This is a genomic window from Burkholderia sp. 567, assembly GCF_040545115.1.
Classification (GTDB): domain Bacteria; phylum Pseudomonadota; class Gammaproteobacteria; order Burkholderiales; family Burkholderiaceae; genus Burkholderia; species Burkholderia ambifaria.
On record NZ_JBEPLG010000012.1, the window covers coordinates 154417 to 167032 of the forward strand.

At 68.1% G+C, this 12616-nt stretch carries 11 protein-coding genes and 1 pseudogene; 8 read left to right on the forward strand and 4 right to left on the reverse strand.

Features of this window, described 5'->3' with window-relative positions:
* Positions 1-92: 92 nt before the first annotated feature.
* Entirely contained in the window at positions 93-1457 is a 1365-nt protein-coding gene (locus tag ABIC50_RS29145; protein WP_105830479.1) for a 2-hydroxycarboxylate transporter family protein, read from the reverse strand.
* A gap of 419 nt (positions 1458-1876) precedes the next feature.
* Here ABIC50_RS29145 and ABIC50_RS29150 point away from each other — a divergent pair, with 419 nt between their 5' ends.
* Genes ABIC50_RS29150 through ABIC50_RS29175 form a run of 6 tightly spaced genes read left to right on the forward strand, consistent with a single transcriptional unit; the run spans position 1877 to position 8131 of the window.
* Positions 1877-2737, forward strand: coding sequence for a MetQ/NlpA family ABC transporter substrate-binding protein (locus ABIC50_RS29150; protein ID WP_175727493.1), 861 nt, complete (start codon positions 1877-1879; stop codon positions 2735-2737).
* A 10-nt stretch (positions 2738-2747) separates the two neighbouring features.
* Positions 2748-4166, forward strand: a complete 1419-nt coding sequence (locus ABIC50_RS29155; RefSeq protein ID WP_229063158.1) for an LLM class flavin-dependent oxidoreductase — start codon at positions 2748-2750, stop codon at positions 4164-4166.
* Between the two features lie 18 nt (positions 4167-4184).
* A complete protein-coding gene (locus ABIC50_RS29160) occupies positions 4185-5360 on the forward strand; it encodes a methionine ABC transporter ATP-binding protein (protein ID WP_354168343.1) in 1176 nt (391 codons plus the stop codon).
* Entirely contained in the window at positions 5353-6009 is a 657-nt protein-coding gene (locus ABIC50_RS29165) for a methionine ABC transporter permease (protein WP_006752338.1), read from the forward strand. The genes ABIC50_RS29160 and ABIC50_RS29165 overlap by 8 nt, the downstream gene beginning before the upstream one ends.
* A gap of 56 nt (positions 6010-6065) precedes the next feature.
* Positions 6066-6923 carry a hypothetical protein gene (locus ABIC50_RS29170; RefSeq protein WP_354168345.1) on the forward strand — a complete coding sequence of 286 codons (858 nt, stop codon included), beginning with the start codon at positions 6066-6068 and terminating at the stop codon, positions 6921-6923.
* A complete protein-coding gene (locus tag ABIC50_RS29175; RefSeq protein ID WP_354168347.1) occupies positions 6920-8131 on the forward strand; it encodes an acyl-CoA dehydrogenase family protein in 1212 nt (403 codons plus the stop codon). Before ABIC50_RS29170 ends, ABIC50_RS29175 begins: the two co-directional genes overlap by 4 nt.
* Before the next feature lie 87 nt (positions 8132-8218).
* On the opposite strand, the pseudogene ABIC50_RS29180 reads toward ABIC50_RS29175, so the two are convergent.
* From ABIC50_RS29180 to ABIC50_RS29190, 3 genes and pseudogenes are all read right to left on the reverse strand, one after another.
* Positions 8219-8440: pseudogene (locus ABIC50_RS29180) on the reverse strand (YadA C-terminal domain-containing protein); the annotation flags it as partial.
* 33 nt (positions 8441-8473) lie between these two features.
* Positions 8474-9574, reverse strand: coding sequence for a hypothetical protein (locus ABIC50_RS29185; protein ID WP_354168349.1), 1101 nt, complete (start codon positions 9572-9574; stop codon positions 8474-8476).
* A 213-nt stretch (positions 9575-9787) separates the two neighbouring features.
* Complete coding sequence (locus ABIC50_RS29190) at positions 9788-10636, reverse strand: helix-turn-helix domain-containing protein (RefSeq protein ID WP_354168351.1); 849 nt, start codon at positions 10634-10636, stop codon at positions 9788-9790.
* 256 nt (positions 10637-10892) lie between these two features.
* On the opposite strand from ABIC50_RS29190, the gene ABIC50_RS29195 reads away from it, so the two are divergent.
* The gene (locus tag ABIC50_RS29195; protein WP_354168353.1) at positions 10893-11846 is read left to right on the forward strand and encodes a DUF2167 domain-containing protein; all 954 of its coding nucleotides are present in this window, start codon (positions 10893-10895) and stop codon (positions 11844-11846) included.
* The gene (locus ABIC50_RS29200; protein WP_011659638.1) at positions 11843-12568 is read left to right on the forward strand and encodes a site-2 protease family protein; all 726 of its coding nucleotides are present in this window, start codon (positions 11843-11845) and stop codon (positions 12566-12568) included. The genes ABIC50_RS29195 and ABIC50_RS29200 overlap by 4 nt, the downstream gene beginning before the upstream one ends.
* The last annotated feature ends 48 nt before the right edge of the window (positions 12569-12616 follow it).

Sequence of the window (12616 nt, forward strand, 5' to 3'; positions counted from 1 at the left end):
ACCGGCCCTCCGCAATGACGCGCGCCGCACGCCGGCAGAGCCGGCGGCGGCGCGTGCGAAGCAGCCTGCGCGACGGTGCGCGCGGCCGTGCATTATCCGAAGTGCGCGACCAGGATCAGCGTCACCGTGACGACGATTGCGCCGCCGATGCGCGTCGCGATCTGCGCGAACGGCATCAGTTGCATCCGGTTCGCGGCGGTCAGGATCGCGACGTCGCCGGTGCCGCCTTGTCCGCTGTGGCAGGCGTTCACGATTGCGGTGTCGATAGGGTACATCTTCAGCAGGCGGCCGACCACGAAACCGGTGCCCATCAGCGTCGCGACGGTCGACACGATCGTGACGACGTTGACGATCGTGAAGGCGGCGGTCAGCTTGTCCCACGGCGTCATCGCGACGCCGATCGCGAACAGCAGCGGATACGTGACGGCGGTCGAGAAGAACTTGTAGACGACGAACGCGCCTTCCTGCAGCGGCGGCGACACCGCGCGCGCCAGCTTCACCAGCACCGCGAGGAACAGCATCGCGACCGGCGCGGGCAGGCCGAACAGCTTGTGCGCCATCAGGCCCACGAGATACAGCGTGATCGCCGTGATGCCGGCGCCCGCGATGTGCGTGACGTCGACGTGACCGCGGATCTCTTCGTTTTGCGGCGCCAGGTCGTCGCTTTCGCCGACCTGCAGACGACCGTTGCCGGTCAGGTGCGGCAGGCGCTTGCCGAGCATGTCGAGCGCGCCCGACAGGATGATCGCGGTCAGGCTGCCGAGCATCACCGGCGGCAGCACCATCGCGAACATCTCGCCCTGCGGCAGGTGCATCAGTTCCGAATAGCCGATCGACAGCGGAATCGCGCCTTCGCCGACACCGCCCGCCATGATCGGCACGACGATATACAGCAGCGTGTGGCGCGCGCCGAGGCCGAGCGCGGTGCCGACCGCCGTGCCGACGATCGCGGCCGCGACCGAACCGGCGGCGAGCGGGATGAAGATCTTCACGAAGCCCTGGATCAGCACGCGCCGGTCCATGCTCAGAATGCTGCCGACGATGATCGACGCGATGAACAGGTACAGGAAGTTGGTCGACTTCGTGAACTCGACCGTCAGGTTCAGCACCGGCTTCGGCAGCACGTGATAGTAGGTGAGCGCCGACGGCACGAAGGTCGCGAAGATCGCGGCCGCGCCGATGTTGCGCAGGAGCGGCAGGCGCTTGCCGAGTTCCGCGCACGTGAAGCCGAAGAACGCGAGCACGGCGATCGCCATCGAGATCTCGCCCGGCACCTTGCCCGTAACCGAGAAACCGACGATCAGCGCGAACAGGATCACGTACACCGGCAGCGGGATGATGCCGATGCGGATTTCCATCAGCTTCCACCAGCCTTCCGGCCAGAAGCGTGCGCGCGTGGCGGCGCCGGCTTCGGCAATCGGTTCCGGGTGGGACGGGGTATGGATAGAGGTCTGCAAGACGTGTCTCCTGATTGTGGGATGCCTGCATCGCTTCGCGGCATCGTGTGCCGTCTATTACGCAACCCCCGTGCCAGAAATCCGGCCTGCCTGATTATTTTTAATTCATTGATTCATAAGGGATTTGTTTCGTCTGCGGAAAGGGTGGCCGCCTTGGCCGGCCGAGATTTCGGAATTCGCCCGGCGGGGAAGGCCGAGATTTCGGCCAGTCGGCCGGCCGGGCGCCAGGCTGACTCCGATCGCGCGCCATATCGCCGCGCGCGATTTTCTTCGCACAATCGCTTCGTAGACCGCCTTCCTGCCCCTCTCTATCATCGGCTGATCCTTTTCCGATGCGACGACTGTCCGGAGAACGCCCGCGCGTTCGCCGCGGCGTCGCGCATCCGTCGATACCGTCCTTGGACAGGAGAGTGGTTCCCATGCCGCATGCCGTTTTTTCCGCCCGCTCGTGCGCCGTCCGCCTCGCACGGCTCGTCCTGCCGGCCCGCCTGACCGCGGCCGCGCTGCTCGCCGCGTGGTTCGCGGTCGCGCTGCCGGGTGGCGCGCGCGCCGATACCGCGCCGCTGAAGGTCGGCATCTCGACGAGCCCGCAGATCGAAGCGCTGAAGATCGCCGCGAAGGAGGCGAAGGAGCAGGGCCTCGACGTGCGGATCGTCGAGTTCACCGACTGGAATACGCCGAACGCGGCGCTCGCGAACAAGGACATCGACGTCAACTACTTCCAGCACATCCCGTTTCTCGAGAACGCGAAGAAGCAGGGCGGCTACAACTTCGTGTCGATCGCGCCGGGCACGATCATGAAGATCGGCCTCTATTCGAAGAAGGTGAAAAGCTTTGCCGAGCTGAAGGACGGCGCGCGCGTCGCGATCGCGAACGATCCGGTCAACGGCGGGCGCGGGCTGTTGCTGCTGCAGCGCGCGGGCCTCATCACGCTGAAGCCGGGCAGCGACTACCGGGCGACGACGCACGACATCGTGTCCAACCCGAAGCACCTGAAGATCATCGCGCTCGAGGCGTCGCAGCTCGCGCGCTCGCTCGACGACGTCGACCTCGCGCAGGGCTACCCGAGCTTCATCAAGCTCGCCGGCACGACCGACCCGAACAGCGCGCTGCTGTTCGACGGCACCGAGAACAAGAACTTCGCGATCCAGTGGGTCGTGCGGCCCGAGAGCGTGAACGATCCGCGCATCCGCAAGTTCATCGCGATCTACCAGCACTCGCCGGCGGTGCGCCGTGCGCTCGACAACGCATTCGGCTCGCTTTACGCGATCGCGTGGTGACGGAGGGAACATGACGACGCCGAACCGCAAGAAAATCCTGCTCAACGCGTTCAACATGAACTGTGTCGGGCACATCAACCACGGGCTGTGGACGCATCCGCGCGACCGCTCCGCGCACTACACCGATCTCGACTACTGGGCCGATCTCGCGAGGACGCTCGAGCGCGGCAAGTTCGACGGCATCTTTCTCGCGGACATCGTCGGCGTGTACGACGTGTTCGGCGGCGGCCCGGACGCCGCGCTGCGCGAATCGGTGCAGGTGCCCGTCAACGATCCGCTGCTGCTCGTGCCCGCGATGGCGCAGGTCACGCGGCATCTCGGCTTCGGCGTGACCGCGAACCTGACCTACGAGCCGCCGTACCTGTTCGCGCGCCGCATGTCGACGCTCGACCACCTGACGAAGGGGCGCATCGGCTGGAACATCGTGACCGGCTATCTCGACAGCGCCGCGCGCGGAATGGGCCTCGCGCAGCAGATCGGCCACGACGACCGCTACGAACGCGCGGACGACTACATGGACGTCGTCTACAAGCTGTGGGAACAAAGCTGGGACGACGATGCGGTGATCCGCGACGCGCACGCGCGCGTGTTCGCGCAGCCGGGCAAGGTGCGGCGCGTCAAGCACGACGGGCCGTTCTATTCGGTCGACGCGATCCATCTGAGCGAGCCGTCGCTGCAGCGCACGCCGGTGCTGTACCAGGCCGGTTCGTCCGCCCGTGGCGTCGAGTTCGCGGGGCGGCACGCGGAGTGCGTGTTCGTGAACGGGCAGAGCAAGGCCGCCGCGCGCGCGGCGGCGCTCGATATTCGCGCGGCCGCCGCGCGGCAGGGCCGCGACCCGGCCTCGATCAGGATTTTCGCCGGCGTGAGCGTCGTGACCGCCGAGACCGAACTGCTCGCACGAGAGAAGTTCGACGAATACCGGCGCTACGCGAGCCCGGAAGCCGGCCTCGCGCATTTCGCGAGTTCGACCGGCATCGACTTCGCGAAGTACGGGCTCGACGAGCCGATCTCGTACGTGAAGACCGATTCGATCCAGTCGGCCGTGGACGCGATCTCGCGCAAGAGCACCACCGGCACGTGGACCGTGCGCCGGATGCTCGAACAGATGTCGCTCGGCGGCCGCTATGCGCCGATCGTCGGTTCGCCGTCGCAGGTCGCGGACGAGCTGCAGTCGTGGATCGACGAGACGGGCATCGACGGTTTCAACCTGACGCGCACCGTGATGCCCGAGTCGTTCGAGGATTTCGTCGACTGGGTCGTGCCTGAACTGCAGAACCGCGGCATCTACAAGGAAGACTACGATCCCGCGCCGACGCTGCGCGAGAAGCTGTTCGGCGCCGGCCCGCGGCTGCCCGCGTGGCATACGGGCGCGCAGCACCGGCCGGCCGCCGCGCCGGCCTCGGAACCCGCGCATCCCGCGCATGCTTGAACGTGACGGAGCGAAGCGATGACGCAACTGTTCGATACGCTGGGTTTCATCGACGCATCGGCCGTGCGGGCCGGCGCGGCGGCACGCGACGCGCATGGCGCGCATCGGGAAGCCGCCACGCGGGCTGAGGTCGCCGCCGTGTCGCTTGTCCACGTCGGCAAGGTGTTCGCGACGCCGCGCGGCCACGCCGCGGCGCTGCGCGACGTGACGCTCGACGTGCGGCGCGGCGAAGTGTTCGGGATCATCGGCCGCAGCGGCGCCGGCAAGTCGACGCTGCTGCGGCTCGTGAACGGCCTCGAACGTCCGAGTTCGGGCAGCGTGCGCGTGCAGGGCGTCGACGTCGGCGCGCTCGACGAGGACGGGCTCGTCGCGCTGCGCCGCCGCACCGGGATGGTGTTCCAGCATTTCAACCTGCTGTCGGCGAAGACGGTGTTCGAGAACGTCGCGCTGCCGCTGAAGATCGCCGGCGTGCCGAAGGCCGAGCGCACGCGCAAGGTCGATGCATTGCTCGATCTCGTCGGGCTCGCCGCGAAGCGCGACGCGTATCCGGCGAGCCTGTCGGGCGGCCAGAAGCAGCGCGTCGGCATCGCGCGGGCGCTGGTGCACGATCCGGAGGTGCTGCTGTGCGACGAGGCGACGTCGGCGCTCGATCCCGAGACGACGCAGTCGATCCTCGCACTGCTCGCCGACATCAATCGCCGCCTCGGGCTGACGATCGTGCTGATCACGCACGAGATGGAAGTGATCCGCGCGGTGTGCGACACGGTCGCGGTGATCGAGCAAGGCGAGGTCGTCGAAACGGGCCCGGTATGGCGCGTGTTCGGCGATCCGCGCCACGGCGCGACGCGCGCGCTGCTCAGCACGCTCGTGCACGATCTGCCGGCCGAACTGGCCGCGCGCGTGCGGCCGTTGCCCGAGCAGGCTGCGCTGCCGGACGGCGCGCAGGTCGTGCTCGACGTCCGCTATACGGGCGAAAGCGGCGGCGAGCCGGACGTCGGCGCGCTCGCGGCGGCGCTCGGCGGCTCGGTGCGTTTCCTGCATGGCGGGATCGAGCGGATCCAGGGGCATGCGCAGGGGCGCCTCGTGATCGCCGCGTCGCCCGGGCAGTCGCTGGCACACGGCGGCGCGGTCGCCGCGTTGCTGGAGCGCGCGCGCCGCCATGCGAACCACGCGGAGGTGCTCGGCTATGTTTGAACTCTGGTGGCCCGAACTGCTCGACGCGATCCGTGACACGCTGTCGATGGTCGCCGCGTCGGCCGCCGTCGCCGCGCTGATCGGCATCCCGCTCGCGGTGATCCTCGTGACGACCGCGCCCGGCGGCATCTACGAGCGGCGCGGCGTGAACGCCGTGCTCGGCGCGCTCGTCAACGTGTTCCGCTCGACGCCGTTCATCATCCTGCTCGTCGCGCTGCTGCCGTTCACGCGTGTGCTGATCGGCACGACGATCGGCGTGTGGGCGGCCGTCGTGCCGTTGTCGATCGCCGCGATTCCGTTCTTCGCGCGCATTGCCGAAGTGAGCCTGCGCGAAGTCGATCGCGGGCTGATCGAGGCCGCGCTCGCGATGGGCGCGAAACGCCGCCACATCGTGTGGCACGTGCTGTTGCCCGAGGCGCTGCCCGGCATGCTCGGCGGCTTCACCATCACCGTCGTCGCGCTGATCGGCTCGACCGCGATGGCGGGCGCGGTGGGCGCGGGCGGGCTCGGCGACCTCGCGATCCGCTACGGTTACCAGCGTTTCGACACTACCGTGATGGCGACCGTGATCGTGATCCTGATCGCACTCGTATCGGCCGTGCAAATCACGGGCGACCGCCTGGTCCGACACGTGACCCGGCGTACCTGAGCGGCGCCACGAGCGCGGCTCATTTCATTTTTCCAGACCCTGAGAGAACGATACCCATGACCTTGCCCATCGGCGCACCGCGCGAATGGAACGGACAATTCGAGGAAGCGCTGTTCCTGAACGTCGCGCGACGCCATCGCCCCGGCTTTCCCGACAAGCTCGCGACGCCGCCGCGCGAGCCGCGCAGCGAAGACGAGCTGGCCGCCGTCGCCGACTACTACACGAAGATGGCGTCGCACGACCTGTTCATCGTGCAGGTCGTCGCGAAGGCGATCGACACGCTGTTCCGCGACGACCCGCATTTCCAGCTGATCCTGTCGCGCCAGCTCGGCGACGACGGCGCGCATGCGGTGATCGGCCGCGAGCGCGTGACCGAACTGACGGGCCGCGATCCGCTGCCGGAAGTCGAGCGGCTCGTCGCCGCGCACTGGGCGCGCATCGGCGATATCGCGGTGCGCGACGTCGCGGGCTTCCTCGCGTTCGAATGGCATTACGAGCTGCACATCCTCGCGAAGCTGTGGATCCAGCGCAAGACCGGCCGCATCGCGGATGGCGCGATGCGCGAGCACGGCGAAAACCGGATTCGTCCGGACGAGGAGTGGCATCGCGTGCAGATCGTCCAGTGGTGGTTCGACACGTTGAAGGCGCTGCCGGCCGCCGAGCGCGAGGCGCTGATCGACCGCGTGATCGCGGCCGACGAGGAAACGCAGGCGCGGCTCGACGGGTATCTGCATGACGAGTACGCGCATACCGCGCATGTGTTCGGGGCGGATATCGCCGAGTACCGCGCGATCTACGACGACTGGCGGCGCGAGATCCTGTCGCGGCTGACCGGCCGCCCGCTCGGCGCGCTGGTGCCGCTGTCCGGCCAAGTCGTGGCGCACGAACCCGTTGCACCGGAAGCCGTCGCATGAACGATCGCCGCAGCCCGGCGACGTTTGCGCCGGATTCCGATGCACGCGCGATCGACGCCGATGCGCTGGCGCGCGTGATCGACTCGCTGCGTGCGACGGCGGCCGCGCGCGACCGCGCGGGCGGTCATGCGGCCGACGAGAAGCAGTGGCTCGCCGACGCCGGCCTGCTGACGCTCGCGGTGCCGCGCGAATTCGGCGGACAGGAAGCCGCGTGGCCGGCGATCTACGACACGATCCGGCAGATCGCGCGCGTCGACAGCGCGCTCGCGCATCTGGTCGGATTCCAGATCCTGCAGATCGTGAGCGTCGACGTGTGGGGTAGCGCGGCCCAGCGCGAACGCTATCTGCGCGGCACGGTCGAGCATCGCTGGTGGTGGGGCAATGCGGTCAACCCGCTCGACACGCGGCTGGTGGCGACCGCGACGCCGGACGGCGGCTACCGGCTCGACGGCGTGAAGGGCTTCTGCTCGGGCACGCGCGGCTCGCAGCGGATGACCGTGTCCGCGCACGATCCGGAAACGGGCCGCACCGTGTTCGGCGTGGTGCCGACCGATCGCGACGGGATCACGGTCAACGACGACTGGGATCCGATCGGCCAGCGCCAGACCGACAGCGGCAGTGTGCGCTTCGACGGCGTGACGCTCGCGCCGGACGACGTGCTGCACCGGTCCGAAACGCCGCCGACACCGCGCGCGACGCTGCGCACGCTGGTGTCGCAGCTGGTGCTGACGAATCTGTTCGTCGGGCTTGCCGAAGGCGCGCTCGCCGAGGCGCGCGACTATGTGCTGAAGGATGGCCGGCCGTGGATACATTCGGGCGTCGCGCAGGCGAGTGACGATCCTTATACGCTGCAGCGCTTTGGCGACATGCGCGTGCGGGCGGTGGCGGCCGCATCGCTGGCCGACCGCGCGGCGCGCGAGTTGGAGCGCGCATGGTCGCGGCGCGATGCGCTGACGGCCGACGAACGTGCCGAAGTGGCGCTCGCCGTGTCGGAAGCGAAGATCGTCGCGCAGCGCGCGGCGCTCGACAATGGCGAGGCGCTGTTCGATGCGTGCGGCGCACGCGCGACGGCCGCGTCGCTCGGCCTCGACCGCTTCTGGCGCAACGCGCGCACGCATACGCTGCACGATCCGCTCGACTATCGGCTGCGCGATGTCGGGCGGTTTGCGCTGACGGGGGAGTTGCCGCAGGCGTCGCTCTATACGTGACGGTGGTCAGCCATCTGCGCCGTGGCGCCAATGGCTGACCGCACCGCGTCAGGTACAGCGTCCTCACGCGTCGCTGCCGCAGGCCGATTACCAGCGGTAGCCGACGCCCGCGCCCGTGCTGAACGAGCCGTGACTCGAGACCGCCATCGTGACCGAGCCTTTGACGAGCCATTGCGTCGTCGCGACGGACAAGCCGACCGCCATTGCGCTTTGATCGCAATACGTGCCGCCGCCGAGCGCGACGACCTTCTCGCCAGGCAGCACGGCTTGCGGCAGGTTCGCCATGGCGATCGCGCTCGCCGTGCCCGAATGTCGCTGTCGGCAGGTCACTCCATCGTGCAGTCAATCCGCGCGGTGCGGAATGATTGCGTAAACCTTCCCCGAAGGCGCCTGCACGATGGACGCGCCATCGGCGATCGGCCCCGTGGTTTTGCTGACGGCATGCCCGCCCCGGACGGTCTTGAACAGCCATGAACCGGGATAGTCATCGCGCAGTCCGCGCACGCCGGACACGACCTCGGTGCCGGCCGGGTAGGTGATGTCGCCGACACTCGCAGCGCGCGCCAGCGTCGCGTCCTCGACGGCCAGAATGATGTGTTGTCGGTCGAGGTCCAGTGTCGGCCGGAGCAGCGGTAGTGCCGCCAGTTCGAACACGGCGCCATCGGCGACATCGATCTGCCAGTAGTCGTTGTCGCGCAGCCCGTCGCCGTAGGTGGTCGTGTTTCTGCGCAAGTCCGAACCGGCTGGCACGACGGAGTCGGCCACGCGATTGCCGTCGGCCAGACCGCACGACCGAAGCGTCTTGATCCGCGCATCGTTGCGCAGCACGATTTCCAGCGGCGCGTTTGCGCCGCATTTCCATCCGTCGATCGTCGAAGTGCCGGTTACGGTGAGCGCCAGTGCAGTGAGCGTGACGGGGGACCGGTAGTTCCAAAGGGTATCTTCGTCATATCCGCCCGTGACTCGCACCGCCACGGCGGGTATTCCGTAGACGCTGACCGCGTGTGGAAACCTGGCTTCCTCGATGAATTTCATGTCGCCGGCGGTATTGAGCGACAGTTTGGTACCGGGCGGCATGTCGATACCCAGCAGATGCTGGCCCATCTCCAGCACAGGATGCAGTGCAGCCTGCTCCTTTCTGATGTCCAGGTCGACCTTGAGAAAGATCACCGCTGCGAAGACGAAGAAACTGCTCGTCACGCACAGTGCGGCCAGAACGGCGGCGTTGCGTCCTCGGTTCGCAACAAACGATTGCCGTGCACGCGGAGACAGCGCCAGCGCGACGGCCCAAAGCAGCACGGAGACGGCCGCCAGAAACGAAATGCCGAGAATGACGAAGAAGGTGCCGGAGAAAATCGGAGCGGGAATCATGAGCCAGGCGAACGACCGATCGGAATCATTGTTGGAATTGCCCGGTGGACCGGGGCGTGTCGGCATCGACAAGTGAAGGTTGCTGCCGCCAGCGTGGCCCGGATGGCGGTCGGCATTTCAGGTTCTTGTACGAACGGGCGTCATTGTAGTGTCCAACCGCAATGGCCCGGAGAGAAGGCCGTGAACCGTCGGGACCGCCCGTACCGGTGGAGCCGGGGCGTTTCGTCGATTCGATGCAGGGTGTAACCGGGCACCGCGCCCTTGATGCGCGAAATCACGGTGCGCTCACTCCGCCGGCAACTTTTCCGCCAGTGCCCGCATCGCATCCACCGTCTCCGGATTCGCCGGAAAAAATGCCTCGATCGCGAGTTCCGACAGCGTGACGTCGACCGGCGTGCCGAACACCGTCGTCGTGCTGAAGAACGTCAGCTCGCCGGCCGCCGTGCGCAGCCGCAGCGGCACCGCGATGTCCGCGTAGTCGGTGCGTGCATGCGTGTCATCGGCCTGGCCGGCCGGTGCCGGATATTCAGCCAGTTCATCGCGCAGCGCATGCAGCGCGCGGTCGCCGCTCGCGTCGATCTGCCGTTGCAGCCGGTGCAGGATATGCGCGCGCCACTCGTGCCAGTTGACGATCTGCGACGCGAGGCCGTCCGGATGCAGGCTCAGGCGCAGCACGTTGACGGGCGGCTGCAGCAGCGCCGGATCGGCCTGCGCGACCAGCGCGCCGAGCATCCGGTTTGCGGCGAGCAGCGTCCAGTGGCGATCCACCGCGAGCGCCGGGTAGGGCTCGTGGCCGCGCAGCACGGCCTCGACCGCGTGGCGCGCGGCATCGAGCTGCGGATCGGAGAACGGCCGCTCGCGAAACAGCGGCGCATAGCCGGCGGCGACCAGCAGCGCATTGCGCTCGCGCAGCGGCACGTCGAGGCGCTCCGCGAGATGCAGCACCATGTCGCGGCTCGGCTGCGCGCGGCCCGATTCGACGAAGCTCAGGTGTCGCGCGGACACCTCCGCCTCGAGCGCGAGCGCCATCTGGCTCAGGCGCCGGCGTTGACGCCAGGTGCGCAGCAGCGGGCCGATGCCGGACGCACGGCCGGCGGACGGAGGGAGCGAATGGACGGTGGCGGTCGAGTTCATGGTGCAGATGATAGGCAATCCTGCACGCGCCGGGCATTACCTGACAGGTAAGCATTCCCGACCGGCGTGCGCAACCGACTCCACCGGCTGCCGCCCGGGACTCCCTTCCGCCCCCGCATTTCGTCCCCTGACGCGCGGCGACGCTGCGTTACCATAGCCGCCGTGCCACCTGAGAGGCGGCGCCGGACCCGCGACCACAACGCTCGGGCCGGACGCCGTGCACATTCACAACAAGGCAGTCCAGGGGAATCCAACAATGAAAAAACTCGCCGTCCGTGTCGCCTGCGTGGCGATGCTCGCATTCGCCGCGACCCGCGGCCACGCGCAAACCGAAGCCGCGCAGGTCGAAATGAGGGCCGCCGCCGCGGCCGCCAACAAGGCCGTCGTCAGCGGGCCGGCCGATATCGACATTAAGCACGACGCCGTGCTGAAGCTGAAAGCGGGCGAATCGTTCGTGCCGGCCGCCGAAGCCGGCCGCTACCTGCGCTCGATGGGCAACTCGATCGACGAATCGAAGCTGGTCGGGCTCGTGCTGCCGGAGGATCCGGACGCCGACTGGATCTCGGTCGTGTCGTTCGAGCCGAGCGGCTACATCCGCGACGACGACGCGAAGGACTGGAAGCCCGACGAATTGCTGAAGAGCCTGCAGGCCGGCACCGAGGAAGGCAACCCCGCGCGCAAGGAGCGCGGCCTGCCGGAAACCGAGGTGGTCGGCTGGGCGAAGGCGCCGGCATACGACGCGGCCACGCACCGGCTCGTGTGGTCCGCGATCATCCGCGACAAGGGCGCGGCCGCGAACGCCGAGAACGACGGTGTGAACTACCGCACGCTCGTGCTCGGCCGCGACGGCTACCTGTCGCTGACGATGGCGTCGACGCTCGCCGATCTGCCGAAGTACAAGCCCTCGGCCGACGACCTGCTCGCGAACATCCGCTTCAACGACGGGAAGCGCTACGCCGATTTCAACAAGTCGACCGACCACGTCGCCGAGTACGGTCTCGCGGCGCTGATCGTCGGCGTCGGCGCGAAGAAGCTCGGCCTGCTCGCGCTGATCGGCGCGTTCGCGCTGAAGTTCTTCAAGATCGGCGCGATCGCGCTGCTGGGGGGCGCGGCGGCGCTGAAGCGCTTTTTCGGCCGCAAGCCGAAGGCCGCCTCGGTACCGGTCATCGCCGATGCGTCCGGCGCGCCGCAGACGGAGCGCAAGGAATGACGAAACTGCTGCTGCTGATCTTCGGCGGCCTGAAGCTCGGCAAGGTGCTCATGTCCGCGGGCACCATGCTCGCGTCGATCGCGGTCTACGCGCTGTTCTACGGCTGGCGCTTCGCGGCCGGCTTCGTCGCGCTGCTGTTCGTGCACGAGGCCGGCCACTACCTGGCCGCGCAGCGGCGCGGGCTCGACGTGGGGCTGCCGACGTTCATTCCGTTCGTCGGCGCGTGGATCCAGTTGAAGGAGATGCCGCACGATGCCGAAACCGAGGCGTACGTCGGGCTGGCCGGGCCGTTCGTCGGCACGCTCGGCGCGCTGGCCTGCTACGCGGCCGCGCGCCACTACGACAGCAACCTGCTGCTCGCGGTGTCGTACACGGGCTTCTTCCTGAACCTGTTCAACATGATTCCGCTGTCGCCGTTCGACGGCGGGCGCATCACCGCGGTGCTGTCGCCGCGCATCTGGTTCGCGGGCGTGCCCGTGCTGATCGCACTGTTCGTGTACCGGCCGAGCCCGCTGCTGATCGTGATGGCGATCCTCGCGCTGCCGCAGCTCAAGCGCGCGTGGCGCTACGATCCCGCCGCGCCGGAGAACCGCGCGTACTACGCGACGTCGATCGAGACGAAGACGACCTACGCGCTCTGCTACATCGGTCTGGTCGCGTTTCTCGCGCTGATGACGTCCGGCGTGCACGACATGCTGCGCGTCGCGCATTCGGCGGCCTGACGCAAAAACGGCGGCCGCTTGCACGCGGCCACCGTCGTCTTCCTTCCA

Coding starts and splice junctions, on each gene's coding strand:
- ABIC50_RS29150 (WP_175727493.1), top strand. CDS start 1,877: ATGCCGCATGCCGTTTTTTCCGCCCGCTCGTGCGCCGTCCGCCTCGCA.
- ABIC50_RS29155 (WP_229063158.1), top strand. CDS start 2,748: ATGACGACGCCGAACCGCAAGAAAATCCTGCTCAACGCGTTCAACATG.
- ABIC50_RS29160 (WP_354168343.1), top strand. CDS start 4,185: ATGACGCAACTGTTCGATACGCTGGGTTTCATCGACGCATCGGCCGTG.
- ABIC50_RS29165 (WP_006752338.1), top strand. CDS start 5,353: ATGTTTGAACTCTGGTGGCCCGAACTGCTCGACGCGATCCGTGACACG.
- ABIC50_RS29170 (WP_354168345.1), top strand. CDS start 6,066: ATGACCTTGCCCATCGGCGCACCGCGCGAATGGAACGGACAATTCGAG.
- ABIC50_RS29175 (WP_354168347.1), top strand. CDS start 6,920: ATGAACGATCGCCGCAGCCCGGCGACGTTTGCGCCGGATTCCGATGCA.
- ABIC50_RS29190 (WP_354168351.1), bottom strand. CDS start 10,636: ATGAACTCGACCGCCACCGTCCATTCGCTCCCTCCGTCCGCCGGCCGT.
- ABIC50_RS29195 (WP_354168353.1), top strand. CDS start 10,893: ATGAAAAAACTCGCCGTCCGTGTCGCCTGCGTGGCGATGCTCGCATTC.
- ABIC50_RS29200 (WP_011659638.1), top strand. CDS start 11,843: ATGACGAAACTGCTGCTGCTGATCTTCGGCGGCCTGAAGCTCGGCAAG.